This is a genomic window from Halopseudomonas maritima, from assembly GCF_021545785.1.
Lineage (GTDB): Bacteria > Pseudomonadota > Gammaproteobacteria > Pseudomonadales > Pseudomonadaceae > Halopseudomonas > Halopseudomonas maritima.
In genome coordinates, this window is sequence record NZ_CP079801.1 from 1,202,095 (window position 1) to 1,224,787 (window position 22,693).

A 22,693-nucleotide genomic window follows, 5' to 3' on the forward strand; every position below is an offset into this window, starting at 1 on the left:
TCCGGGAACTGCCCTGCCAGCATCGGGTCTGAGTCAACACTGCACAAGGAGAACACCATGCGTACACTGATTCTGCCACTGACCGGCCTGCTGCTCGGCGGCAGCCTGCTGGCCGGCGCCGCGCAGGCCGACGAGCCGCGTTATAACCAGATTTCCCTGCAAACCCAGGTCCAGCAAGCGGTCAACCATGACACCATGCAAGTGACCTTCTACGCCGAGGCGCAGGATCGCGACCCGGCCAAGCTGGCCGAAACCATTACCCGGCGCCTCAATGCGGGCCTGGAAACCGCACGCCAGAGCCAGAATATTCGCGTCAGCAGCGGCGGCCGCAGCAGCCATCCGGTGTATGACGAGAAGGGTGAGAACATCATTGCCTGGCGCGAGCGCGGCGAGATCAACATCGAAGGCAGTGACTTTGCTGCTATTTCCTCGCTCACCGGTGAGCTGCTCGGCGACCTGGGCCTGGGCAGCATGCAGTTCAGCCTGTCCGCCGACAGCCGCCGCAAGACCGAAGACCAACTGATTGCCAGCGCCATCGAAGCCTTCAAGGCCAGGGCCGACATCGCCACCCGCAGCCTCGGTGGTAGCGACTACAAGATCGTCAATCTGAACCTCAACACCCAGTACATGCAGCCGATGCGCTATCGCGCCGAGAAACTGATGATGGCCGCCGACGCGGCCGGCGGCGCGCCGCAGGTCGAAGGCGGTCAGTCAGACGTCGCCGTCAGTGCCAACGGCGTAATCGAGGTTCGCGGCAACTGAGCAAGCCCCACCCTGCCCCTGCGGTTGCCCGCCTCAGGGGCGCATAAAGGCGTAATCTTCATCATCGTCCAGGTTGTTGGCCAGAAAATCCAACTCGCTGGCGATGTCCTGCGGCGTGCGCCCCCGCTTGTACACCGCAATCACTTCGCTCATCAGCGCGCGCGCCAAAGCCTGCTCGTCGTGACCCGCCGCGGCAGCCTTCTCGATGGCCTCAGCCATCGCCTGTTGTGCAATCTTGTAAGCAGACATCGGTCTTCTCCTGTTCGAGGGTGCATTGAAGCATGTACGTAGGCCTCAGGCATTGACCTTAGTCATCATCCAAAGGCGCCTGAAGGTATCTGTCCGTATTGAACGTCTCAACCCAGTCCGGATGGAAGACAATCAGCGCCGCGATTGCCATGCCATTGACGAAGCCTTCAGGGAACATCACCAACAGCAGATACCCCAATAGCTCAACCAGGCTGTCCGGCGCGACCAGCTGCCCCGACCAGAGCAGCAACCCCATCCCCGTCAGCACCGTACCCACGGCACTAAAGCCGGCAGCAAAGAAGGCACTGATAAAGATATAGAGAAACAGGTTACGCGGCTGACGTGCTTCCAGCGCCCGACTCAGGGCGACGGTAATAACCACCGGCACCAGCACCCTGAGCAGCCCGTTGGCGCCCAGCGCAGCGGCGTCATCCAGCCCCAACAGCACCAGCGCCAGCTGCGCGATGGCAGCAGCAGCCAAGGCCAGAGGCCAGTCAAGAATCAGCGTAACGGCGGTCAACCCGAGAAAGTGCACCGTCAGGCCGCTATCAAAACCGCGACGCACCAGCCACAAGGCAAACAGGGCGAATGCACACCCGTAGAACAAGTGCTGACGGCGGCTGTCCGCGACCAGCTCGACCCAACTGACGCGGGCCAGCGCCCACAGGGTAGCCCCTGCGTACAACAGCAGACATAGGGTGGTCTGCAGCGGGGTCAACAGCGCTGCCGATAGCATGCCAGTCTCCTCGAACGGTGGCAGGCATGATAGCAGGCGTGACGGGTCAAAAGGAGTAATGCATTCGGGCCTGCGAGGGTCTAGAATGACCGCAAAGTCAGTCAAGCCTTGTTCGCAGCAACGTACTGCACCACCTACAAGAAGGCCGCCCCATGCCAAGTCGGCTGAACCCGGAAGATCAGAAGCGCGTGGACCAATACCTCGCCTCGCCAGTTCATCAGGTTGAACGCCGACCGTTTCGGGTCTGGATACTCGTTGCCATCGTGATCGCCTCGGTGGTTGGCTTGGGGTTGCTGTCGCGCCTGCTGGCCCAGCTCGTCGCCGTCTGAGCGACCATGCCCGCACCCGCCCAAGCGGCCAAACGCCGCACAGCACCGACTGACGCCCGTTTCCCTTATCCGTGAGAAACCAAGATGTCAGACTCAGCAACTCCCAGCGCTTCTCCGCGCATTGTCGTAGTCGGCGGTGGCGCCGGCGGCCTGGAATTGGCTACCCGCCTGGGCCGCAAGCTAGGCCGCAAGGGCAAGGCCAGAATCACCCTGGTCGACGCCAACATGACCCACATCTGGAAGCCCCTGCTGCATGAGGTCGCTGCCGGCTCGCTGAACTCCACCGAAGACGAGCTCAATTACGTGGCCCAAGGCAAGTGGAACCACTTCGCCTTTCAGCTGGGCGCCATGACGGGTCTGGACCGCGAACGCCGAACCATTCAGCTGGCCGCCATCGCGGACGAGAAAGGCGTAGAACTGATCGCCCCGCGCGAGCTGGACTACGACTATCTGGTCATCGCCGTCGGCAGCACCACCAATGACTTCAATACGCCCGGCGCTGCCGAGCACTGCCTGTTCCTCGATACCCGCGCCCAGGCCGAACGCTTTCACCGCCAGTTGCTGAACCAGTACATGAAAGCCCAGGTCAGCGAGCGTGACGCCACCCGCGAACCCATCAATGTGGCAATCATCGGCGCCGGCGCCACCGGCGTCGAACTGTCTGCCGAACTGCACCACGCAGCCCAGTTGCTGCGCGCCTACGGCTTCAACCGAATCAGCCCGGAAGACCTCAACATCAACATCATCGAAGCCAGCCCGCGCCTGCTGCCCGCCCTGCCGGAGCGGATTAGTGGACCGGTCACGGAAATCCTGCGCGACCTGGGTGTGCACCTGCACACCGGCTCGCCGGTCAAAGAGGTCAAGGCAGACCGACTGGTGCTGGGCAACGGCGAGGAAATTCCCGCCAGCCTCAAGGTCTGGGCGGCCGGCATTCGCGCACCGGCCTTCCTTGCCGGCCTCGGTATGCCGGTCAACCGTATCAACCAGCTGGAAGTCGACCGCACCCTCAAGGTAAAGGGCGAGCAGCACATTTACGCCTTCGGCGACTGCGCCGCCTGCCCTACCGACGAGCCCGGCAAGTTTGTACCGCCACGGGCGCAAGCAGCTCACCAGCAGGCCAGCCTGCTGGCGAAAAACCTGCGCAACCTGCTTGATGGCAAACCCGAGAAAGAATACAGCTACCGGGACTACGGCTCGCTGATCTCGCTATCGACCTTTAGCGCTGTGGGTAATCTGATGGGCAACTTGACCGGCAACGTGATGCTGGAAGGCCGCCTGGCACGCATGTTCTACGTATCGCTGTATCGCATGCATCAGATGGCCCTGTACGGCGTGCCACGCACGCTGATGCTGATGCTCAGCGACCAGTTCGGGCGAACCACTGAACCGCGCCTGAAGCTGCACTGAGCGCCTCTAACGCCACAGACAAACCCCGCCGCGTGCGGGGTTTTGTTTAGTCCTTCGTGGCACGTTGAGGTAACGCGATAAAGTTCTTTTCCCGGTTGGCCAATACTTCGGTGGCGCAGCGTGCACGCAGGGTTCGTCCCGTTTACGCGGGCGAGTAGCGCAGGGCTGGCGGGATAAAGAGTCGCAGCATGCTTGAGGGGCGCAGCCCCGAGTTCTGCGACTCCCCGTCAGCCCGAGCAACGCAGCGAAGCCGAAGGGCCGCGTAGTCGGGTGCCCGGGGGGATTGCTAAGGGGGGCTGGGCAAGCAGCCCCCCCCTTGGCTCGCCATGAAGGCGAAAGGCTGACTCAGCAACAGCACAATGCAGGAAATGGCCGCGTTCTGATCGTACCCACGGGCACAGCACATGCCATTCGCCCACGCCAACCACAAACGCAAAAAACCCGCTCAAGGCAGGACGGGTAAAGATATTCAGATAGAAAGGAGAGGCACTACAGGGAGGGGTTTGAGTGGTGGGTCGTGTAGGATTCGAACCTACGACCAATTGGTTAAAAGCCAACTGCTCTACCAACTGAGCTAACGACCCATGCTCAAAAAAACTGGTCGGGGTAGAGGGATTCGAACTCTCGACATCCTGCTCCCAAAGCAGGCGCGCTACCAGGCTGCGCTATACCCCGTACTATTCCAAGTTGGCTCCGCGACCAGGACTCGAACCTGGGACCCAATGATTAACAGTCATTTGCTCTACCAACTGAGCTATCGCGGACCGGCCTTGAAACACCTCAACAGCGGTAGTGGTTGGTACACATATCCCCTGCTGAGGCGCGCCATTTTACCGGCCAGCGCGGGAGTGTCAACCCTTTTTATCTCTTTTATTTCAATGTTCTATGCCCATCGCCCAGAAACACGAAACCCGCCGGAAGGCGGGTTTCGTCAGCGCACCAAGATGGCGGCTCAGGCCAGTTGCGGACCTGCTGCAACAATGGCGTCGGAAACCTCGAACTTCTTGAAGTTTTCGACGAACAGCTTGGCCAGTTCCTGCGCAGCCTGATCGTAGTCTGCGCCGTTGGCCCAGGTGTTACGCGGGTTCAGCAGCTTGGTTTCAACGCCCGGAACGGCCTTGGGCACATCCAGGTTGATACCCGGCAGATGCTCGGTCTCGGCACCGATCAGCGCGCCAGACTGGATCGCGGCGATGATCGCGCGGGTAGTCGGGATGCTGAAGCGGCTACCGGTGCCGTAGGAGCCACCGGTCCAGCCGGTGTTAACCAGGTAGACCTTGCTGCCGAAGGCGTTGATGCGCTTGATCAGCAGCTCGGCGTACTCGCCAGCCGGACGCGGGAAGAACGGCGCGCCGAAGCAGGTAGAGAAGGTGGACTTGATGCCGCCGCCAGACCCCATCTCGGTAGAGCCGACCAGTGCGGTGTAACCGGACAGGAAGTGATAAGCCGCCTGCTCGTTGTTGAGGATGGACACCGGCGGCAGAACACCAGTCAGGTCGCAGGTCAGGAAGATGATCGCGTTCGGCTCACCGGCCAGGTTAGCTTCAACGCGCTTCTCGACGTGCTCCAGCGGATAGGCTGCACGGGTGTTCTGGGTCAGGCTGACATCGGTGTAGTCGGCGTGACGGCTCTGCGGATCGATAACCACGTTCTCGACGATGGAGCCGAACTTGATGGCATTCCAGATAACCGGCTCGTTCTTCTGCGACAGGTCGATACACTTGGCGTAGCAGCCGCCCTCAATGTTGAACACGGAGCCTTCAGCCCAGCCGTGCTCGTCGTCGCCAATCAGGTTACGCGCTTCGTCGGCAGACAGGGTGGTCTTGCCGGTGCCGGACAGGCCGAAGAACAGCGTGGTGTCACCGTCATCGCCAACGTTGGCGGCGCAGTGCATCGGCAGTACGTCCTTGGCCGGCAGCAGGAAGTTCTGTACCGAGAACATGGCCTTCTTCATTTCACCGGCGTACTGCATGCCCGCCAGCAACACCTTGCGCTGGGCGAAGTTGATGATCACGCAGCCTTCACTGTTGGTGCCATCACGCTCCGGCTCGCACACGAAGTACGGCGCATTCATGATCTGCCAGGCATCTTTGGAGGACGGGTTGTACTGCTCGGGGTTGATGAACAGAGTGCGGCCGAACACGTTGTGCCAGGCGGTCTCGGTTTCCATCACCACCGGCAGGTAGTGCTGCGGGTCGGCACCAACGTGCACGTGGGAGACAAAGCTCTCCTTGCTGCCCAGGTAGTCAGCGACGCGGGCCCACAGACCATCGAACTTGTCAGCCGGGAAAGGACGGTTGACGGCACCCCAGGCGATAGCAGAGCTGGTGGAGGGCTCATCGACGATGAAGCGGTCCATCGGCGAGCGGCCAGTGCGTTCGCCAGTCTTCACTACCAGGGCGCCGGTGTCAGCCAGTTGGCCCTCGTTGCGCTGAATGGCCAGCTCGATCAGATGTGCGACGCTGAGGTCGGTGTACACGGTATTGGTAGCTTGCGTCATCAAACAGGGTCCTCTTCGACTTCGACCGAATAAGTGCTAAGACCGACCAAATCGGCCTAAGTCTGTGGGGTTCAGATAAATTTCATCCATGGGATACAGCGCTGGCACAGCGCGCAGGCGCGCCATTATGCCAAAAAAAAGACAAAGGCGCAGCCTGCCTCAATGCAGGCTGCGGGCGTGCTCGGCTGCGGCTTCGAACAAGGCCAGCACCGCAGCTTGGTCGTAACGATACCGGCTGTTGCAAAACTGGCAATCAACGGTGATCTCGCCGCCCTGCTCCCGCAGCAGTTCCAGTACATCGTCGCGTCCAAGGCTGACCAGCGCATTACCCGAACGCTCGGCCGAGCAGCTGCACTCAAACCGCGCCGGACGTGCGTCGAACAGTCGCACGTCTTCCTCGTGGTAGAGCCGATGCAGCAGGGTCTGGTTGTCCAGGCTGATCAGCTCTTCGGCGGTCAGGGTATCGGCGAGGATGTTCAGGCGCTGCCAGGTTTCATCGCGCTCCTGGGCGTCGGGCTGGCGATCGGCGGGTAGTGCCTGCAGCAGAAAACCGCGGGCGCTGCGGCCATCGGCCAGCAAGCGGAAGCGGGTGGGCAACTGTTCGGAGTTGGCAAAATAGCTGTCCAGTGCTGTGGCGAGCGAACCACCCTCCAGCGACACAATGCCCTGGTAGCGCTGCCCCTTGACCGGGTCAATGGTGATGGCCAGCACGCCGTCGGGCATCAGCTCATCCAGGGTCTCGCCCTGCAGGTCATCGGCGTAGCGGGCGATGCCGCGCACGGCCTGATCGCTGGAGCACTCGACCATCAGGGTGGACAGCGGGCCGCTGGAACGCGCCTGCAGGATCAGCAAGCCATCGTACTTGATGGTGGTCGACAGCAGCACAGCAGCGGCCAGCATCTCGCCCAGCAGCGCCTGCACCGGCTGCGGATAGGCATGCTTGGCCAGAATCTCGCGATAGCTACTGTCGAGCGAGGCCAGCTCACCGCGCACATCGGCGTTGTCGAAGATAAAGCGCTGGGTAGTGTCCTGAGCAGCCATGATGCACCTTCAAAAAGCCGCGATTATACCCAATCAGTCCGCTGACGGTGTATTACGCTCATCGCGAAAGCGAAAGATCTGACGACGTTGCTTCTTGCTGGGCCGGCCGTCACTGATCTGCCCGCCGGCGCCCAGGGCCTTGCGCTGGGCTGCTGCGCTTTCGCGGGCGGCAATACTCTCCTCGCTCTCGCGGTACAGCAACTGTGCCTCGGGCGCGCCACGACGCTGATCAGATAACTGCAATACTTCGACGCTACGCTGATCAACGCTTTGGCGAATCTGCAGCTGATCGCCAACACGGATTTCCTTACTGGCCTTGCAGCGCTCGCCGCCACAGTGCACCTTGCCCCCTTCGATGGCACTTTTGGCCAGAGAGCGGGTCTTGAAAAAACGGGCGGCCCAGAGCCACTTGTCCAGGCGCAACTTGCCAACATCGGGCATAGGGTCTGTACTCCATTCCAATAGCGCGGCGCCCCGGCATGACAGCACATCTGGCCGTAACTGGCGCAACCTTCAGCGGCACACTATAACAGGCTTGTCGAATGCCGAGACTTGCCGCATGATGCGCGCCCAACGGCCTCTGGCCTGGAGAATCGAGCGTGAAAACCTTTGATCATCTGAGCGTGATCGGCCTGCGCGAATGGGTCGCGCTACCCGGCCTTGGCATCAGCCAGATGATTGCCAAGATAGACAGCGGCGCCAAGACATCGGCCCTGCACGCCAGCAATATTTGCACCTTTGAACGCGACGGACAGGACTGGGTGCGCTTTGACGCCCACGTTGGCAGCCGCAGCAAGCAGACAACCCGCACCTGCGAAGCACAACTGATCGACCTCAAGCGCATCAAAAGCTCCAACGGCCAATTGCAGGAGCGCCTTGTTATCCGCACACCGCTGGTGCTCGGTGACCGCAGCTGGCTGGTCGACTTCACCCTGACCTGCCGCAAAGCGATGCGCTACCGCATGCTGCTGGGCTGCACCGCCATGCAGGACGCCCAACTGGTCATCAATCCGGGCCTGCGTTTCGTTCAGGACAAACCCCAGACCGATAGCCTCGGCTGACCTATCACCCCTCACACCGCCCATAGCTGCGCCAAGGGAAGTACCATGAAACTTGCGATTCTATCGCGCAACGCCAAGCTGTATTCCACCCGCCGCCTGATCGAGGCGGCGACCGAGCGCGGCCATGAAGTGCGGGTGATAGACACCCTGCGTGCCTATATGAACATCGCCAGCCACAAGCCCTCTATCCACTACAAGGGCGAGGAGCTGGAGGGTTTTGATGCGGTGATCCCGCGCATCGGCGCCTCCATTACCTTCTACGGTACGGCGGTGCTGCGTCAGTTCGAGATGATGGGCGTATTCCCGTTGAACGAATCGGTGGCCATCAGCCGCTCACGCGACAAACTGCGCTCGCTGCAGCTGCTGGCTCGCAAGGGCGTGGGCCTGCCGGTCACCGGTTTTGCCCACTCACCCGATGACATTCCCGACCTGATCAGCATGGTCGGCGGCGCACCGCTGGTGATCAAACTGCTCGAAGGCACCCAGGGCATCGGCGTGGTGCTATGCGAGACCGAGAAGGCCGCCGAGTCGGTGCTGGAAGCCTTTATGGGGCTGAAGGCCAACATCATGGTGCAGGAGTACATCCGCGAGGCCGGTGGCGCCGACATCCGCTGTCTGGTGGTAGGCGACAAGGTGATTGCCGCCATGAAGCGCCAGGCCAAGGCTGGTGAGTTTCGTTCCAACCTGCACCGCGGCGGCAGCGCCAGCCTGATCAAGATCACCCCTGAGGAGCGCATGACCGCCGTACGCGCCGCCAAGGTTATGGGCCTGAGTGTTGCCGGCGTCGACATCCTGCGCTCCAACCACGGCCCAGTGGTGATGGAGGTCAATTCATCCCCCGGCCTCGAAGGCATCGAAGCCACCACCGGCAAGGATGTCGCCGGCCTGATTATCGACTATATCGAGAAGACCGCACGGCCCAATCAGACGCGAACGAGGGGGAAGGGTTAGCAGCCGCAGGCTGCGGCCGGCTGGGGGCTGGAAGCTGGAAGCTGGAAGCTGGAGGCCAAGAGTTTGCGTGGGTGGCTGAGCCATGAGAAGTGCTCTCGCCAGGTATTGATCACCGAACGTAGGGACGCGACATGTCGCGTCCGTTGCAGGAAAGCAGAACCGGGCACAGCAGCTGCAAGAGCACCCAAACGACTTCTAGCCTTCAGCCTTCGGCCAGAGCTTGCGCTGCCAGCGCAAGCTCTGCGTAGTCCTCCACCGCCTCAAACTCCTCCGTATCACGGCGTGCGCCGCGGCTGTCGGGTTCGCGCACGGCGAGCAGATGGGCGATACCGTAGTCACGGGCTGAGCGCAGCACGCTCAGGCTGTCGTCGATAAACAGCGTACGCTCCGGATCAAAGGGCAGGTCCGCCTGCAGGGCATGCCAGAACGCCTGGGTCTCCTTCGGGTAGCCGTAATCATGTGAGCTGATCAGGCGCTGAATCCAGGTGCGTAGCTCCACCCTCTCCAGCTTGAGTGACAACGAGTCGCGGTGGGCGTTGGTAATCAGCACCACTTCACGCCCGGTCTGCTGTAGCGTTTGCAGAAAGAGATCGGCGTCCGGCCGCAGACTGATCAGGTGGGCAATCTCGCGCTTGAGCTCAACAATCGGCAAGCCCAGCTCACGGGTCCAGTAATCCAGGCAATACCACTCCAGCTGCCCCTGAATGGCCTGCATCATCGGGTACAGCTCGGCCTTGGCCCAATCGACCGACTGGCCGTGATGGCGCGCGTAGCAGGCGGGCATGTGCTCGAGCCAGAAGTGGTTGTCAAAGTGCAGATCCAGCAGGGTGCCGTCCATATCCAGCAGGACGGTATCGATCATGTTCCAGTTCAGCATTGCGGCTCGGACTTGGGCTTGGGAATGTGCTTTGGGTGCGGCTATGATACCCAAGCACCCGGCCTATCACCACGGAGTCTCCATGCCGCAAAAGCCGCAAACGCTGGAAGCCAAAATCGTTGCCAAGAGCCGCCTGTTCACTGTCGAGCAGGTGCAGCTGCGCTTCAGCAATGGTGTTGAACGCACCTACGAACGCCTGGTCAACAAGGGACAGGGCTACGGCGCCGTGATGGTGGTAGCACTGCGGGATGCGCGCACCGCCCTGCTGATCGAGGAATATTGCGGCGGTACCGACGACTATCAGCTGTCGCTGCCCAAGGGGCTGGTTGAGCCCGGCGAAGATGTGCTCGATGCGGCAAACCGTGAGCTGATGGAAGAAGCCGGCTTTGGCGCGCAACAGCTGGAGCTTCTGACCCACCTGTCGCTGTCACCCGGTTACATGAGCCAGAAGATCGCCGTGGTACTGGCGCGCGACCTGTATGAAAAGCGACTGCCGGGTGATGAGCCCGAACCCATCCGCGTCGATCAGGTCGACCTGTATCAGCTCAGCGAGCTGACCGCCCGCGCCAACTTCACCGAGGGCCGGGCGCTGGCAGCACTCTATCTGGTACGCGACCTGCTGGAACAACGCGGCGAGCTGCAACGCTGAGCCACAGGAGGTTCTGATGTTTTTCCAACGTATCCCCGAACACAAGCTGCGTTTGCCCACGGCGGAAGAAGCCCTGCCCGGCCGCGACACGCCGCTTGCCACCAGCCAAACCCACCACAGCGTACTGAACACGCCGCTGCACGGCCCCTTTCCCGAAGGCATGCAGCAGGTCATCTTTGGCATGGGCTGTTTCTGGGGCGCCGAGCGGCGCTTATGGCAGGTGCCCGGCGTCTACACCACCGCCGTCGGCTATTGCGCCGGCACAACCCCCAACCCGACCTACGAGGAAGTGTGCACCGGCATGACCGGCCACAACGAGGTGGTGCTGGTAGTGTTCGACCCGCAGGAAGTTGCCCTGCAGCAGTTGCTCAAGGTGTTCTGGGAGTCCCACGACCCGACTCAGGGCATGCGCCAGGGCAACGACCAAGGCACCCAGTACCGTTCCGGCATTTATGTCAGCGACCTGTCGCAGCGCGCCTTTGCCGAAGCCAGCCGTGCCAACTTTGCCAACGCCCTGGAACAGGCGGGCAAGGGCGACATTACCACCGAAATCCTGCCGGCTCCGACCTTCTACTACGCCGAGGACTACCACCAGCAATACCTGGCCAAAAACCCCAATGGCTACTGCGGACTGGGCGGCACCGGCGTGTGCCTGCCAGGCTGAGACCGACATGCCAGCAACCAAGCTCGACATCCATCACTACGCCAACGCCAGCGACGCGCACAGCCATGATCAGCAAGCGCAACTGGTGTTTGGCCTGAACGGCAGCCTGGAGCTGGAATTCGGAAAAGGTGGCGGCAGAGTACAACACGGCAACGTAGCGATCATCGCGCCGGGCGAGCGCCACGCCTTCTTCAGCCCCGACCAGGGCAACTGCCTGGTGCTGGATATCGACAGTAATTTGACCTTGAGCGGCCTGACGCAGGAGCGTAGCCGACAACAGGCTCTGCTTGAGCAGACCCAGCTGCTCCCACTCAGCGACGAACAAAGCGGGCTGGTTAGCAGCCTGGCACCTCTCATCGTAGCGCAACCCCATCTGGCGGACGCCAGCGCCGCGCTGCTGATTGGCGCGCTACTGGGCGAACCACCAGCCCCGGCACGTCTGCCGCTGGCTCGACTGAACCAGTACATAGACGGGCATCTGGCCCATCCGCTGGGTGTCGCCGACCTGGCTACCGTCAGCGGGCTGTCCGCCTCGCGCCTGAACCACTGGTGCCTGCGTGAGTTGGGCTGCACACCGCTTGAGTACGTGCGTCGGCGTCGTCTGCAGCGAGCGCGCCAGCTGGTTCTGCATACCGATCGAGCCCTGACCGAGATTGCCGCCGAATGCGGCTACAGCAGCCAAAGCGCCTTCACCCAGGCCTTTCGTCGGTATTGGCAGGCTACGCCCAGCCAACTGCGCCAGCAGCAATAGCGCGACAACATCCAGCACGCAGGCAACAGCAGCCGCACGAAGGCAGCGCTAACATGGCGCCTCACCCTGTTGCGAGGCCGCCATGACCGACCTGACCCACAACCGCGCTCTAGCCTTTATGCACGTTGCCGCCCTGCTGTTCGGCCTGACGGGCATCTTCGGCAAGCTGGCCAGTACATCACCCGACGCCATTGTCCTGGGGCGGGCTGTTTTCGCGGTGGCGGCGCTGGTGCTTTTCGCGCTCTGGGCACGCAACCCGCTGGCAGCCGGATTGACCGGCAAGCGCCTGGGCAGCCTGATACTGTGCGGAGTGTTTCTGGCGATTCACTGGCTAACCTTTTTCCACGCCATCAAACTGTCCGGTGTCGGCATCGCCACCCTTGGCTTTGCCAGCTTCCCGGCCTTTGTGGTGGTGCTGGAAGCGGTGTTCTGGCGTGAAAAGCCGAGCGCCTCGGATCTGCTGAAAGTCGCCCTGGTGTGCGGCGGTCTGCTGCTGATTCCGGCGCAATTCGATTTGGCGGCCAGCAACACCAGTGGCCTGCTGTGGGCAATCCTCTCAGGCTTCTGCTTCGCCGCTGTCTCGGTTGGCAATCGCCTGACCAGCGGCCACCTGCACCCGGTGCAGATTGCCTGCTGGCAAAACCTGGTGGTGCTGGCGTGCATGCTGCCCTTTGGCATGGCGCCCATGCTGCACATGCCCGCACTGGACTGGCTGTGGATCGGCCTGCTGGGCGTGCTGTGTACCGGCCTGGCACACGTGCTCTTTGTTTCCAGCCTGCGCGTGTTGAAAGCCCGGGTGGCATCGCTGTTCTTCGCACTGGAGCCGGTGTACGGCATTCTTATCGCCTGGTGGCTGTTTGCCGAACAACCAACGCTGCGCATGTTGCTGGGCGGCGCGCTGATCATCAGCGCAGTGCTGATGGTACGGCGGGCTCCCAAGCCCGTCTGATCAGATCGGGCTTTCGATCAGCTTGACCCAGTGCGGCAACACCCCCAGCCGCGCGGCAGCCAGCTTGAGGCAAACCAGCAGCGGCACGGCGATCAACACGCCAACCACGCCCCACATCCAACCCCAGAGAATCAACCAGAGCATCAATATCAGTGGGTGCAAACGCATGTTGTGGCCTAGCACCGTTGGCGTGACAAACTGCGCTTCGACCAGATTGATACCGAAGTACACCAGCGTCGGCAGCAACGCCGCCAGCACGGGGCCGTATTGCACAACCCCGGCCAGGCACAGCACTGCCATACCGATGACGGGCCCGACGTAGGGGGCAAAGTTGAGCAGGCCCACCATCACGCCCCACAGCAACGCGTCCTCTACCCCCATCAGGTAGAGCACCAGGCCTGTGATCGCGCCCAGCAGCGTATTGATGACGCTGACGGTCAATATGTAGCGAGACAGCTCATACTGGACTTGCTCCAACAGATCGGTAGCCGCCTGCTTGTCACGAATTTGCGGAAACACGCGAATAAAGGTGCCGTACAGGGTCGGCCCGAAGATCAGCATAAACAGCACCAGCACCAAGAAAGTGAAGAACTGCGCCAACACCGCCGGCGTGGCCCCCAGCACCTTCACCAACAGCTCTACACCGCCCTGCATCACCCGGTCTGATACTGCACTGTCCTTGCTCGAGACCGGCGCCGGGCTGGGGGCAGGTTCCGGTTCATCATCACGAAACCAACCAAACAGGCGCATACCCTCCTCGCGTTTGACCTGCGGTTGCACCACGGGTGTCTCGTTGGGCGATAACTTACGACTGAACTCGTCGAGCTCTTCGGTCAACTGCGCAGACAATTCGGGAATGCGCTTGACCCATTTTTCAGCCGGCTCCGCCAGCTGCATGCCCAGCAACGTGAAGGGCACACCAACCGCTGCCAATAGCAGCAGAGCCGACAGGGTACGTGGAATATGAAAGCGCTTCAGCAGCCCGACCAGAGGGCTCAACAGCAACGCAAACAGGGCCGCCACAATCACCGGCAGCAACAGGGTTTTAGCCAGATACAAGGTGTACAGGCAGGCCAGCGCCAGCAGCCAGTAAAGCGCCATCTGCACCGGTGGTGTCTTCTGCCTGGGCCCAGTAATTTCCTCGATTTCGTTGGGCTGCTCGGCCAGGCTCACAGCGCAACCCCCAGGTTACGCAACAGCGGCAACAGGCTCTGGGCCACTGGCAGCAAGCGCAAACCCGTCAACCCCATGCTCCAGCCGCGCTCGACCCCCAAACGCTGCGTCGCCGCGCCGGCCAAAGTACCGCCGCCGACCAGTAGCGCAGGGTGAACCTGACGGAGCTGATGACGCACCAGCGCACCACTGAGTTCGACAATATCCAGGCGTACCGCCAACTGGCGATCCAGCTGCTCAATCTCCGCTATCAGTTGCTGCCTTTTCATCACCTGCTCCCTGCAAAAGTCGCTTCAGGTGGGCGCGGGTGCGCCGGAACCCCTGAGACCGCTGATAAATCCCAATCTGCCGCACCAGCCCCGCTATGCAAACCAACTGCAACGCCAGCATCGCCGCCAGGGCCAGGCCAACAGACCCGGCTGCGTACCACACCGCCCAGCCAACCAGGGCGCTGAGCATCAACCAGGCAAACAGCAATAGCGGCACCAGCAATACGCCAAGCAGCAATACGCGTTTGGCATCGCCCAACGTCAGCTGCCACTCCAAACGAAAAAGCCGCGCCAACTCGCCGCTGGCCGACGCAATCTGTCCGAGCCAGGCTGCAGTTTGCTCCACCAGGGCGTCATTGGCAGTACCCTGCTCCGCCTGCTCTGCACCGGAGGCGGCTTCTTGCGCCGCCTCCGGCTGATCGGCCGGTGAACCGGTCATTTGCGCGAGAGCAACTGGGACAGCACAAAGCCGGCAGCAAAGGCCAGGCTGACGGTTGCCAGCGGTTTCTCGCGAATGTAGGTGTTGGCCTGCGCGCCCAGCTCTTCAGCCTTCTCCCGACCTTTGAGCAGGTGCTCCAGGGCGTCGTGGCGCACTTCTAACCCTGCCGCCTGCGCCGCCGACGCAAAATGATCACGTGCCTCCAGTAATTTCTCATAGGCCTCGCCCACCGCTGCCTTGCTGGCGGCCAGCTCACTTTGCTTGCTCTGCGAGGTCTGGGGTGTTTTTTCTGCTGCCATGTCGATCTCCTTGCATTCGTCATTTTTTGGCCAGGTGCCAATCATATAAGCACTATAGGCGCCGCCCTGCGGCCCGTCATGGCTGCGGATTATTGCCCGCCATTCGCCCCAGGGAAACCCCGACCGCGATAGCGGTGATACTCCGCCAACTGTGCCAGACTAGCCTGCATGTCAGCACCCGCATTGGCTGGGACTGACCCACACAATACAAAGTTCAGATACCCGTACCCCGACACCCGGAGGACACCTGCATGAGCAGCAAGCCCGAATTCGACATCATCGTCTATGGCGCCACCGGCTATACCGGACGCCTGGTCGCCGAATACCTGAGCCAGCAATACGCCGAAGACAGCAAGCTGCGCTGGGCCATGGCCGGCCGCAGCCAGAGCAAGCTGGAAGCCGTTCGCGACGAGATTGGCGCACCTGCCAGCACGCCGCTGGTGGTCGCCGACACGGGTGATACCGATAGCCTGCGCGCCATGGCCGAGCGCACCCGCGTGGTGCTGACTACCGTTGGCCCCTACCAGCTCTACGGCTCCGACCTGGTGCGCATCTGTGCCGAGACCGGCACCGACTATGTCGACCTGTGCGGCGAGCCAGCCTGGATGCGCCAGATGATTGATGCCCACGGCGAAACCGCCAAGCAAAGCGGCGCGCGCATCGTCTTTTCCTGCGGCTTTGACTCCATCCCCTTCGATCTGGGGGTGTACTTCCTGCAGCAAGCCGCCAAGGAGAAGTTTGGCGCAGCGCTGCCGCGCGTCAAGGGCCGTGTACGCAAGATGAAAGGCACCTTCTCCGGCGGCACCGCTGCCAGCCTGAAGGCCACACTGGCGGCCGCCAAGGCCAACCCGGAAATCTACCAGCTGCTGGGCAACCCCTTTGCACTGACACCCGGTTTTACCGGCCCGGCCCAACCGCCGGCGGCCAAGCCGGAGTTTGACGAATCGCTGGGCAGTTGGGCCGCCCCCTTCGTCATGGCCGCCATCAACACCCGTAACGTGCATCGCTCCAACGCCCTGCTGGGCCACGACTATGGCAACGATTTTGTCTACGACGAGATGATTCTGACGGGCCCTGGTGAGCAAGGCGAAGCCATCGCCAAAGCAGTGACCGGCGACAAGTCACTGGCCGGCGACGACGCGCCCAAGCCGGGTGAAGGCCCGACCAAGGAAGAACGTGAAACTGGCTTCTATGACGTACTGTTTATTGGTGAGGGCGCCGACGGCAAGACGCTGATGGCGAGCGTGGCGGGCAAACGCGATCCGGGTTACGGCTCGACCTCGCGCATGATTGCCGAAAGCGCCGTTTGCCTGGTGCGTGATGCCACCGACACCCAGGGCGGCATCTGGACTACCGCACCGGCGATGGGCGACAAGCTGATCAAGCGCCTGCAGGAGCACGCCGGGCTGACCTTCAAGCTGGAGGGTTGATCGCGCGGTAATCTTGGCGGGCACGGCACGCCGCGCCCCACGCCAAATCGGCCCCGGCGCGCCCTGACCTCAGGGCGCGCCGGCGAGCCAGTCCATTCGCCAGCTTCCGCCACCGGCCTGCGCCAGCTCCTGGCTCAGCCACGGCAAGACCTGCTCCAGCTCCTCCCAGATCGGCCACGGCGGATTAATCAGCATCATGCCCGAACCGTTCAGCCCCAACTGGTTGTCGACCGGACGGACATTTAGCTCGACCCGCAGCGCCTTGGGCGCGCCACTGTCAGCGATGCCCTGATAGAAATCCTTGAGCAGCCGCTGATCCTTGATCGGATACCAGATCGCAATCACCGTCTGACGCATGCGCGTAATCGCCTGCTGCACCGCGGCTACGCAGCGTTGCAGGTCATCGGTTTTTTCAAAGGGGGGATCGAGCAGCCAGAGAGCGCGCTTTTCGACTACTGGCAAAAACGCCTTGGGCAGCTCATAGCCATCGCGCTGATGCACCGCAATGTCGGGTTGCGGCGCAAAATACTGTCGCAGGGTATCGGCGTCTTCGGGGTGCAGTTCGCTGAGAATCATGCGGTCCTGCTCGCGCAGCAGTTCGGCCATAAGCTGCGGTGAACCCGGATACCAGCGCAGCTGGCCGTCCGGGTTGTGTCGCGCCACCGCATCCCGATAGTCAGTCAGCCACAACGGCAAGTCATCACGCGCCCAGAGTCGGCCAATGCCCTCAACGTACTCACCGGTTTTGCCGGCGGCTTCTCCCAGCAGGTCGTAAAAGGCAGTGCCGGCGTGGCTGTCCAGACAGCACAGCGGCGTGTCCTTGCGCTGCATCAGCACTAACAGCTGACGCAGCAAAGCGTGCTTGAAGACATCGGCGTGGTTGCCGGCGTGGTAACTGTGGCGGTAATTCATGGACAGCTCTGCTGATTGGCTCGAGGTAAGCCAGGCATTCTAACAGCAGCGAGCAAACGCCTTACACCTCAGCCCACTGCCGCAGCAGGTTATGGTAGTGACCGGTCAGGGTCAGCACTTCCGGACAATCGCCCAGCTTGCCGCGCAACTGCTGGATGGTCGTGTCCAGGTCATACAGCTGGGAGCGCTGGGCATCGGAGCGCACCATACTCTGGCTCCAAAATACGCTGCACACGCGCTCGCCGCGGGTGACCGGCGTCACCTGGTGCAAACTGCTGGAGGGATACAGGATCAGGTCGCCGGCCGGCAGCTTGACCTCGTGACACCCGTACGTGTCCTGCACCTCCAGCTCGCCACCGTCGTACTCCTCCGGTTCAGAGAGAAACAAGGTGGAAGACACATCGGTACGCAGACTCAATTGATTGAACGGCAACTGACGCACCGCGCCATCAACATGAAAGCCGTAGTGCTCGCCACCGCTGTAGATGCTGAACAAAGGTGGCACCGACCGCAGCGGCAGCGCCGCAGCCATGAAAAGGGGCGTGGCGTAAAGTCGCTTGAGGATGAGTTCGCCCAGCTCGCGGGCAACGGGGGAATCGACCGGCAACTGGCGATTGCGCTTGACCACCGCCCCCTGCTGCCCGACCGTCGCGCGGCCATCCACCCAGTCGGCGGCGGCCAGGCGCTTACGCACCTCTGCCACCTCGGCCTTGCTTAGCACCTCGGGAATATGCACCAACATAACTCGCTCACCTGCTGTTGGCTCGGGCTGACGCTCACGCTGTCAGGCAGCGCCGCTCGGGTTCAGCCTGAGCAAGGACTGGAAGCAGCAACACCCGCAGAGTGCGGGTGTCACCGGTAAAACTCAACTGCAACACATGCAGCTGCACGCCGGCCGAGGCCGGCGCCCTGCTCAGAAGCTCATGTCAGCGCTCAGCAGATAGGTGCGCGCAGCACCCGGGGTGTAGCGATAGCCACTCTTGTTGATGGCCGCAACGTATTCCTCGTCGGCCAGGTTATAGGCGTTGAGGCGCAGCGACAGGTTGTCCGACACTGGGTAGGACACAACCGCGTCAAACACCGTGTAGGAATCGGTGTGATCGGGCGTACCCACCGCGCCGTCGCGGCCGCGGGTCAGGCCGGCGGTATAGCGCGCACCGCCACCCACAGTCAGGCCAGACGGAAAGCGGTAGGTGGTCCAGCTGGTGAAGGCATTGTCCGGCGTGTAGGTCAGGTCGCTGGAGCCGTTGGCGGTGATTGCATTGCCTTCGGTCACTTCGGTATCCAGGTAGGTGTAACCGGCAGAGACCGACCAGTTGGGCGTAATGCTGCCAATCATCGACAACTCAACGCCCTGCACGCGCTTCTCGCCATCCTGCGTCGGGTTACCCAGGTCATCTCGGCTCACTTCGTTGAGGACGTCGGTACGGAACACCGCCGCGTTCAGGGTCAGGGCATCCGGCACCGCGTCCCACTTCACGCCAACCTCATAGGTGCGCGCTTCTTGCGGGTCCATGCTCGGGTTATTGGCGCTGGTGGCGGAGTCACTGAGCTGGAAGTTGAGACCGCCCGGCGGCTGCTGGGACAGCGCGTAGTTGATATACAGACTGGTCTGCGGCACCGGCTTGTACACCGCGCCCAACTTCCAGTTGATCAGGGTATCGCTGTCATCGGTGTCGATGGTGTTGACGATGCTGCCGGTCGGCAGCGCGCCACAGGGCACGGCGCGACGCCCGGTGCCGCCACAAATGGCGTCATTGCTGTACTCGGTGGTATAGCGATCAGCCCGCAGGCCGCCGGACACCAGGAACTGCTCACCGAACTTCAGGGTATCGAACACATACAGCGAATAGGTATCGGTCGAGCCTTCACTGTTGGCGCCATTGCGCCCGTAGGTCAGATCCCCGGTGTCGTTCCAGTTCGGGTTGAACAGATTGGCATCCGGACGACTGCCGGAGGAGCTGACGCCGTATTTGGTCTGCTCTTCACGGGTCAACTCGACGCCAGTCAGCAGATTGTGCTCGATGCTGCCAGTGTGAAAGTCGACCCGCAAATTCAGCTGATCAGTGAAGATGGTGTTCTCGATGTCCTTGAAAGTCGGCAGGCTACGCGCCAGCACGTAACTCGACAGATCGTTGGCATCGGTATAGGTGATATTGGTGCCGGTGCTCATAAAGGCGGTCAGCAGGTAGTCTTGCTTGGTCTCGCCCCAGCGCAGCACGTTGGTCAGCTTCACCCGGTCGGAAAAGTCATGCTCCAGACGGAAGGTGGCCATCTTGGCCGTGACATCGTCGTGGTCCTGCTTGGTGCCGTAGAAGTTTTCGCTGTCGACCGGGTTGTCCACCAGGTTTTCCAACCCCGGCTGCGGGCTCCAGTGGTCAATGCCAACCGTTGGCACATAACCGTCCGGAATGTTGTCCTGCTTGACGTACAGCAGGTTGAGGTAGGCCCGCGTAGCGGTATCCAGCCCAAACCCGAAGGAAGCCGCGATGCCGTTGCGGCTGTTGTTGACGTGATCACGGCCGGCAACATCGCTGTCCTGCCACAGCAGGTTGAGGCGCACTGCACTGCCGGGCAGCGTATCCAGGGTCTGGTTCAAGTCGGCTGTGACGCGCTTCTGGCCGTCGGTGCCCATGGTAGCGCTGGCCAGGTTGGAGTCACGCAGATTGGCTTGTTTGGTGCTCAGGTTGATTGAGCCAGACGGCGAACTGCGGCCGCTATCGGTGCCGGCCGGGCCTTTCTCCACCTCAACCTGCTCGATATTGAACAGATCGCGCGAGATGGAGCCGATGTCACGCACACCATCCACAAAGATGCTGCCGGAGGTATCAAACCCTCGCATGTAAATAGAGTCGCCGGTGGTGGTGTTGCCGTTTTCACCCGCATAGAAAGTACCCACGCCCGCGCTGTTGCGCAGCGCCTCGGTCAGGGTAGTGGCGCCCTGCTCGGTAAACACCTGGTTGGTGATGACCTGGATGGTCTGCGGCGTATCCAGCAGCGGCTGGGTAAATTTGGGGGAGCTGACAGACTCCGCCCGGTAGGAGGACGCTTCGCCCTCGATTTGAATGGCATCGAGCTCCACAACCTCGGAAGCTTGCTGCGCGACGGCAGAACCGGACAACAACAGCAGCGAAGAGACCGCGGTGGCGACCGGTTGCTGCAGACGATGCTTTCTTGCGCGAATGAACGGCGACTTAGATTTGTGCATTGCTTAGCTACCCTTTCCTCTAGCAGATTCAGGGGTCAGCACGCCCCTGATTTATAATCAGCTGCGGATAATAATGAGATGGTTTCTCATCTTCAAGGGTATTGTGAGCAAATGTTTCACCGATTTGCGGCACCGGTCACGCACAACCGTCGCGCTCGACAAGCCGAAAAAAGGGGTGATGAAGGCGCCTCGCCACCCCACATACTCCCATGCGCGGCGGCGAGCGCGGCCCGGTCAGGCCTGCTGACTCTGCGGCGTCACCCGCAGCACTTCTTCGATGGTTGTCAGCCCGGCGCCCACTTTCTGCGCGCCGGACAAACGCAGGCTGTGCATGCCTTCCTTGTAAGCCTGACGGCGCAGCTGGCCCAGGTCGGTGTCACCGTGAATCAGACCTTTGATGCCATCGCTCAGCGGCATCAGCTCGTACACCCCGGCGCGGCCACGGTAGCCGGTTTCCCGACACTCCAGGCAACCGGCAGCGTGCCGTGACTGGGTCGGCAGCGGCGCATTCCAGGGTTTGGTCAGCGCTGCCCAGGCCTCCTCATCGACCGGCGCCGGTGCACGGCAGTGCGGGCAAAGGGTACGCACCAGGCGTTGGGCCATGACACCGAGCACCGTCGCCTTGATCAGGTAAGGGGCCACACCCAGCTCGATCAGACGACTGATGGCGCTGGGCGCGTCATTGGTGTGCAGGGTGGAGAGCACCAGGTGGCCGGTCAGCGCGGCCTGAATCGCCATCTCGGCGGTTTCCAGGTCACGGATCTCGCCCACCATGATGATGTCCGGGTCTTGCCGCATCAGCGCGCGCACGCCGCTGGCAAAGCTCAGTTCAATATTGTGCTGCACCTGCATCTGGTTGAAGCTGTCCTCGACCATCTCGATCGGGTCTTCGATGGTGCAGACATTCACCTCGGGCGTGGCCAGCTGCTTAAGCGTGGTGTAGAGCGTGGTGGTTTTGCCGGAGCCGGTTGGCCCGGTCACCAGCACGATGCCGTTGGGCTGACTGACCATCTGCTGCCAGCGGCGCTGATCTTCGGCAGAGAAACCCAGCTGATCGAAGGTGCGCAGCAGCACGTCGGGGTCGAAGATCCGCATCACCATCTTCTCGCCAAAGGCCGTGGGCAGCGTCGACAGACGCAATTCCACTTCGTTGCCCTTGGGCGTGCGGGTTTTGATGCGGCCGTCCTGCGGCTTGCGCTTTTCAGCCACGTTCATGCGACCCAGGCTTTTCAGCCGGCTAACCACCGCCACGGTGACCTGCAGCGGGAACTGGTAAACGGTGTGCAACACACCATCAATGCGCAGCCGCACGCTGCCGCTCTCGCGGCGCGGCTCGATATGAATATCACTGGCGCGTTGCTCAAAGGCGTATTGAAACAACCAGTCGACGATATTGACCACGTGGGCGTCGTTGGCATCCGGCTCCAGGCTCATGCTGCCCAGATTCAGCAACTGCTCGAAGTTGCCAACACCACTGTTCCTCTGGTCGATTGCATTGGCGCCGGTGACCGAGCGGGCCAGGCGGTAGAACTCCACCGAATAGCGCTGCAGGTCTTCCGGGTTGGCGATCACCCGGCGGATATCGCGCTTGAGCACATGCTGCAGGTCCGCCTCCCAACCCTGTACAAAGGGCTGGGCACTGGCGATGGTGACCTCGCGATCAGTCACCTCCACCGCCAGAATGCGGTGGCGTTGGGCAAAGGCGAAGGACATCAGTGGCGTGACCGCCGAGACATTGATCTTTAGCGGATCAATGCGGAAAAACGGCTGCCCACTCTCGCGGGCCAGCCAGCGGCTAAGGGTGTCCAGATCAAGCTTTTTGCCAGGTCGCGCCACATCTTCAACGTCCTGCGCGGCGATAAACTGCAGCGGATGCAGCTTAGCGGTGTCGCCCACGGCGGCCCGGCGCAAGCTGACCAGATGATCGGCGCTGTCTTGAGTCATGCGTTGCTGGGTCACCAGCATCTGCAGAAAGTCACCCAGTTCCAGCGGTCTGTCACTGCCAGGAATTGCCAGGTCGGCCAGTGTTTTCATGTG

The 22,693-nt window shown here is 61.9% G+C and carries 24 protein-coding genes and 3 tRNA genes; 10 read left to right on the forward strand and 17 right to left on the reverse strand.

Annotated features, from left to right (window positions below):
- The first annotated feature begins 57 nt into the window (after positions 1 to 57).
- The gene (locus HV822_RS05500; RefSeq protein WP_238872750.1) at positions 58 to 762 is read left to right on the forward strand and encodes an SIMPL domain-containing protein; all 705 of its coding nucleotides are present in this window, start codon (positions 58 to 60) and stop codon (positions 760 to 762) included.
- A 33-nt stretch (positions 763 to 795) separates the two neighbouring features.
- Here HV822_RS05500 and HV822_RS05505 read toward each other — a convergent pair whose 3' ends face one another.
- Both HV822_RS05505 and HV822_RS05510 read right to left on the reverse strand, forming a co-directional pair.
- Positions 796 to 1,011 carry a hypothetical protein gene (locus HV822_RS05505; protein WP_238872751.1) on the reverse strand — a complete coding sequence of 72 codons (216 nt, stop codon included), beginning with the start codon at positions 1,009 to 1,011 and terminating at the stop codon, positions 796 to 798.
- Between the two features lie 58 nt (positions 1,012 to 1,069).
- Positions 1,070 to 1,747, reverse strand: coding sequence for an energy-coupling factor ABC transporter permease (locus HV822_RS05510; protein WP_238872752.1), 678 nt, complete (start codon positions 1,745 to 1,747; stop codon positions 1,070 to 1,072).
- A 152-nt stretch (positions 1,748 to 1,899) separates the two neighbouring features.
- On the opposite strand from HV822_RS05510, the gene HV822_RS05515 reads away from it, so the two are divergent.
- On the forward strand, positions 1,900 to 2,076 hold the full coding sequence (locus HV822_RS05515) for a DUF3094 family protein (protein ID WP_238872753.1): 177 nt from the start codon (positions 1,900 to 1,902) through the stop codon (positions 2,074 to 2,076).
- Positions 2,077 to 2,160: 84 nt separating this feature from the next.
- Complete coding sequence (locus HV822_RS05520; RefSeq protein WP_238872754.1) at positions 2,161 to 3,483, forward strand: NAD(P)/FAD-dependent oxidoreductase; 1,323 nt, start codon at positions 2,161 to 2,163, stop codon at positions 3,481 to 3,483.
- A gap of 508 nt (positions 3,484 to 3,991) precedes the next feature.
- On the opposite strand, the gene HV822_RS05525 is transcribed toward HV822_RS05520, so the two are convergent.
- From HV822_RS05525 to HV822_RS05550, 6 genes are all read right to left on the reverse strand, one after another.
- Positions 3,992 to 4,067 (reverse strand) — tRNA-Lys (locus HV822_RS05525).
- A gap of 14 nt (positions 4,068 to 4,081) precedes the next feature.
- Positions 4,082 to 4,158 (reverse strand) — tRNA-Pro (locus tag HV822_RS05530).
- A 13-nt stretch (positions 4,159 to 4,171) separates the two neighbouring features.
- Positions 4,172 to 4,247 (reverse strand) — tRNA-Asn (locus HV822_RS05535).
- A 188-nt stretch (positions 4,248 to 4,435) separates the two neighbouring features.
- Entirely contained in the window at positions 4,436 to 5,983 is a 1,548-nt protein-coding gene (locus tag HV822_RS05540; protein WP_238872755.1) for a phosphoenolpyruvate carboxykinase, read from the reverse strand.
- 159 nt (positions 5,984 to 6,142) lie between these two features.
- Positions 6,143 to 7,024 (reverse strand): Hsp33 family molecular chaperone HslO, encoded by an 882-nt coding sequence (gene hslO / locus HV822_RS05545; protein WP_238872756.1) that lies wholly within the window; start codon positions 7,022 to 7,024, stop codon positions 6,143 to 6,145.
- Between the two features lie 33 nt (positions 7,025 to 7,057).
- The gene (locus HV822_RS05550) at positions 7,058 to 7,465 is read right to left on the reverse strand and encodes an RNA-binding S4 domain-containing protein (RefSeq protein ID WP_238872757.1); all 408 of its coding nucleotides are present in this window, start codon (positions 7,463 to 7,465) and stop codon (positions 7,058 to 7,060) included.
- Between the two features lie 158 nt (positions 7,466 to 7,623).
- Here HV822_RS05550 and rimB point away from each other — a divergent pair, with 158 nt between their 5' ends.
- Positions 7,624 to 8,085 (forward strand): retropepsin-like aspartic endopeptidase RimB, encoded by a 462-nt coding sequence (gene rimB / locus HV822_RS05555; RefSeq protein ID WP_238872758.1) that lies wholly within the window; start codon positions 7,624 to 7,626, stop codon positions 8,083 to 8,085.
- A 45-nt stretch (positions 8,086 to 8,130) separates the two neighbouring features.
- Positions 8,131 to 9,036: a 30S ribosomal protein S6--L-glutamate ligase gene (rimK, locus tag HV822_RS05560; protein WP_238872759.1), complete on the forward strand. Its 906-nt coding sequence runs from the start codon at positions 8,131 to 8,133 to the stop codon at positions 9,034 to 9,036.
- Positions 9,037 to 9,238: 202 nt separating this feature from the next.
- On the opposite strand, the gene yrfG is transcribed toward rimK, so the two are convergent.
- Entirely contained in the window at positions 9,239 to 9,913 is a 675-nt protein-coding gene (yrfG, locus tag HV822_RS05565; protein ID WP_238872760.1) for a GMP/IMP nucleotidase, read from the reverse strand.
- Between the two features lie 82 nt (positions 9,914 to 9,995).
- On the opposite strand from yrfG, the gene nudE reads away from it, so the two are divergent.
- The 4 genes from nudE (at position 9,996) to HV822_RS05585 (ending at position 12,926) form a co-directional block, all read left to right on the forward strand.
- The gene (gene nudE, locus HV822_RS05570) at positions 9,996 to 10,562 is read left to right on the forward strand and encodes an ADP compounds hydrolase NudE (protein WP_238872761.1); all 567 of its coding nucleotides are present in this window, start codon (positions 9,996 to 9,998) and stop codon (positions 10,560 to 10,562) included.
- A gap of 13 nt (positions 10,563 to 10,575) precedes the next feature.
- Positions 10,576 to 11,226 (forward strand): peptide-methionine (S)-S-oxide reductase MsrA, encoded by a 651-nt coding sequence (gene msrA, locus HV822_RS05575; RefSeq protein ID WP_238873548.1) that lies wholly within the window; start codon positions 10,576 to 10,578, stop codon positions 11,224 to 11,226.
- A 7-nt stretch (positions 11,227 to 11,233) separates the two neighbouring features.
- The gene (locus tag HV822_RS05580; protein ID WP_238872762.1) at positions 11,234 to 11,977 is read left to right on the forward strand and encodes an AraC family transcriptional regulator; all 744 of its coding nucleotides are present in this window, start codon (positions 11,234 to 11,236) and stop codon (positions 11,975 to 11,977) included.
- A gap of 91 nt (positions 11,978 to 12,068) precedes the next feature.
- Positions 12,069 to 12,926 carry a DMT family transporter gene (locus HV822_RS05585; RefSeq protein ID WP_396265145.1) on the forward strand — a complete coding sequence of 286 codons (858 nt, stop codon included), beginning with the start codon at positions 12,069 to 12,071 and terminating at the stop codon, positions 12,924 to 12,926.
- Here HV822_RS05585 and HV822_RS05590 read toward each other — a convergent pair whose 3' ends face one another.
- Genes HV822_RS05590 through HV822_RS05605 form a run of 4 tightly spaced genes read right to left on the reverse strand, consistent with a single transcriptional unit; the run spans position 12,927 to position 15,106 of the window.
- The gene (locus HV822_RS05590; RefSeq protein ID WP_238872764.1) at positions 12,927 to 14,099 is read right to left on the reverse strand and encodes an AI-2E family transporter; all 1,173 of its coding nucleotides are present in this window, start codon (positions 14,097 to 14,099) and stop codon (positions 12,927 to 12,929) included.
- Entirely contained in the window at positions 14,096 to 14,368 is a 273-nt protein-coding gene (locus HV822_RS05595; RefSeq protein ID WP_238872765.1) for a hypothetical protein, read from the reverse strand. Before HV822_RS05595 ends, HV822_RS05590 begins: the two co-directional genes overlap by 4 nt.
- Positions 14,337 to 14,807, reverse strand: coding sequence for a hypothetical protein (locus tag HV822_RS05600; protein WP_238872766.1), 471 nt, complete (start codon positions 14,805 to 14,807; stop codon positions 14,337 to 14,339). Before HV822_RS05600 ends, HV822_RS05595 begins: the two co-directional genes overlap by 32 nt.
- Positions 14,804 to 15,106, reverse strand: coding sequence for a hypothetical protein (locus HV822_RS05605; protein WP_238872767.1), 303 nt, complete (start codon positions 15,104 to 15,106; stop codon positions 14,804 to 14,806). The genes HV822_RS05600 and HV822_RS05605 overlap by 4 nt, the downstream gene beginning before the upstream one ends.
- A gap of 251 nt (positions 15,107 to 15,357) precedes the next feature.
- Between HV822_RS05605 and HV822_RS05610 the strand changes: the two genes are divergently transcribed.
- Positions 15,358 to 16,536: a saccharopine dehydrogenase family protein gene (locus tag HV822_RS05610; RefSeq protein WP_238872768.1), complete on the forward strand. Its 1,179-nt coding sequence runs from the start codon at positions 15,358 to 15,360 to the stop codon at positions 16,534 to 16,536.
- Between the two features lie 69 nt (positions 16,537 to 16,605).
- Here the strand turns inward: HV822_RS05610 and HV822_RS05615 are convergent, their stop codons facing one another.
- The 4 genes from HV822_RS05615 to HV822_RS05630 all read right to left on the reverse strand — a co-directional run bounded on the left by HV822_RS05615 (position 16,606) and on the right by HV822_RS05630 (position 22,690).
- Positions 16,606 to 17,448 (reverse strand): 23S rRNA (adenine(2030)-N(6))-methyltransferase RlmJ, encoded by an 843-nt coding sequence (locus tag HV822_RS05615; protein ID WP_238872769.1) that lies wholly within the window; start codon positions 17,446 to 17,448, stop codon positions 16,606 to 16,608.
- Between the two features lie 61 nt (positions 17,449 to 17,509).
- Positions 17,510 to 18,190 (reverse strand): Fe2+-dependent dioxygenase, encoded by a 681-nt coding sequence (locus HV822_RS05620; RefSeq protein ID WP_238872770.1) that lies wholly within the window; start codon positions 18,188 to 18,190, stop codon positions 17,510 to 17,512.
- A gap of 171 nt (positions 18,191 to 18,361) precedes the next feature.
- Entirely contained in the window at positions 18,362 to 20,656 is a 2,295-nt protein-coding gene (locus tag HV822_RS05625; protein ID WP_238872771.1) for a catecholate siderophore receptor Fiu, read from the reverse strand.
- Positions 20,657 to 20,890: 234 nt separating this feature from the next.
- A complete protein-coding gene (locus tag HV822_RS05630; protein WP_238872772.1) occupies positions 20,891 to 22,690 on the reverse strand; it encodes a GspE/PulE family protein in 1,800 nt (599 codons plus the stop codon).
- Between the last annotated feature and the right edge of the window lie 3 nt (positions 22,691 to 22,693).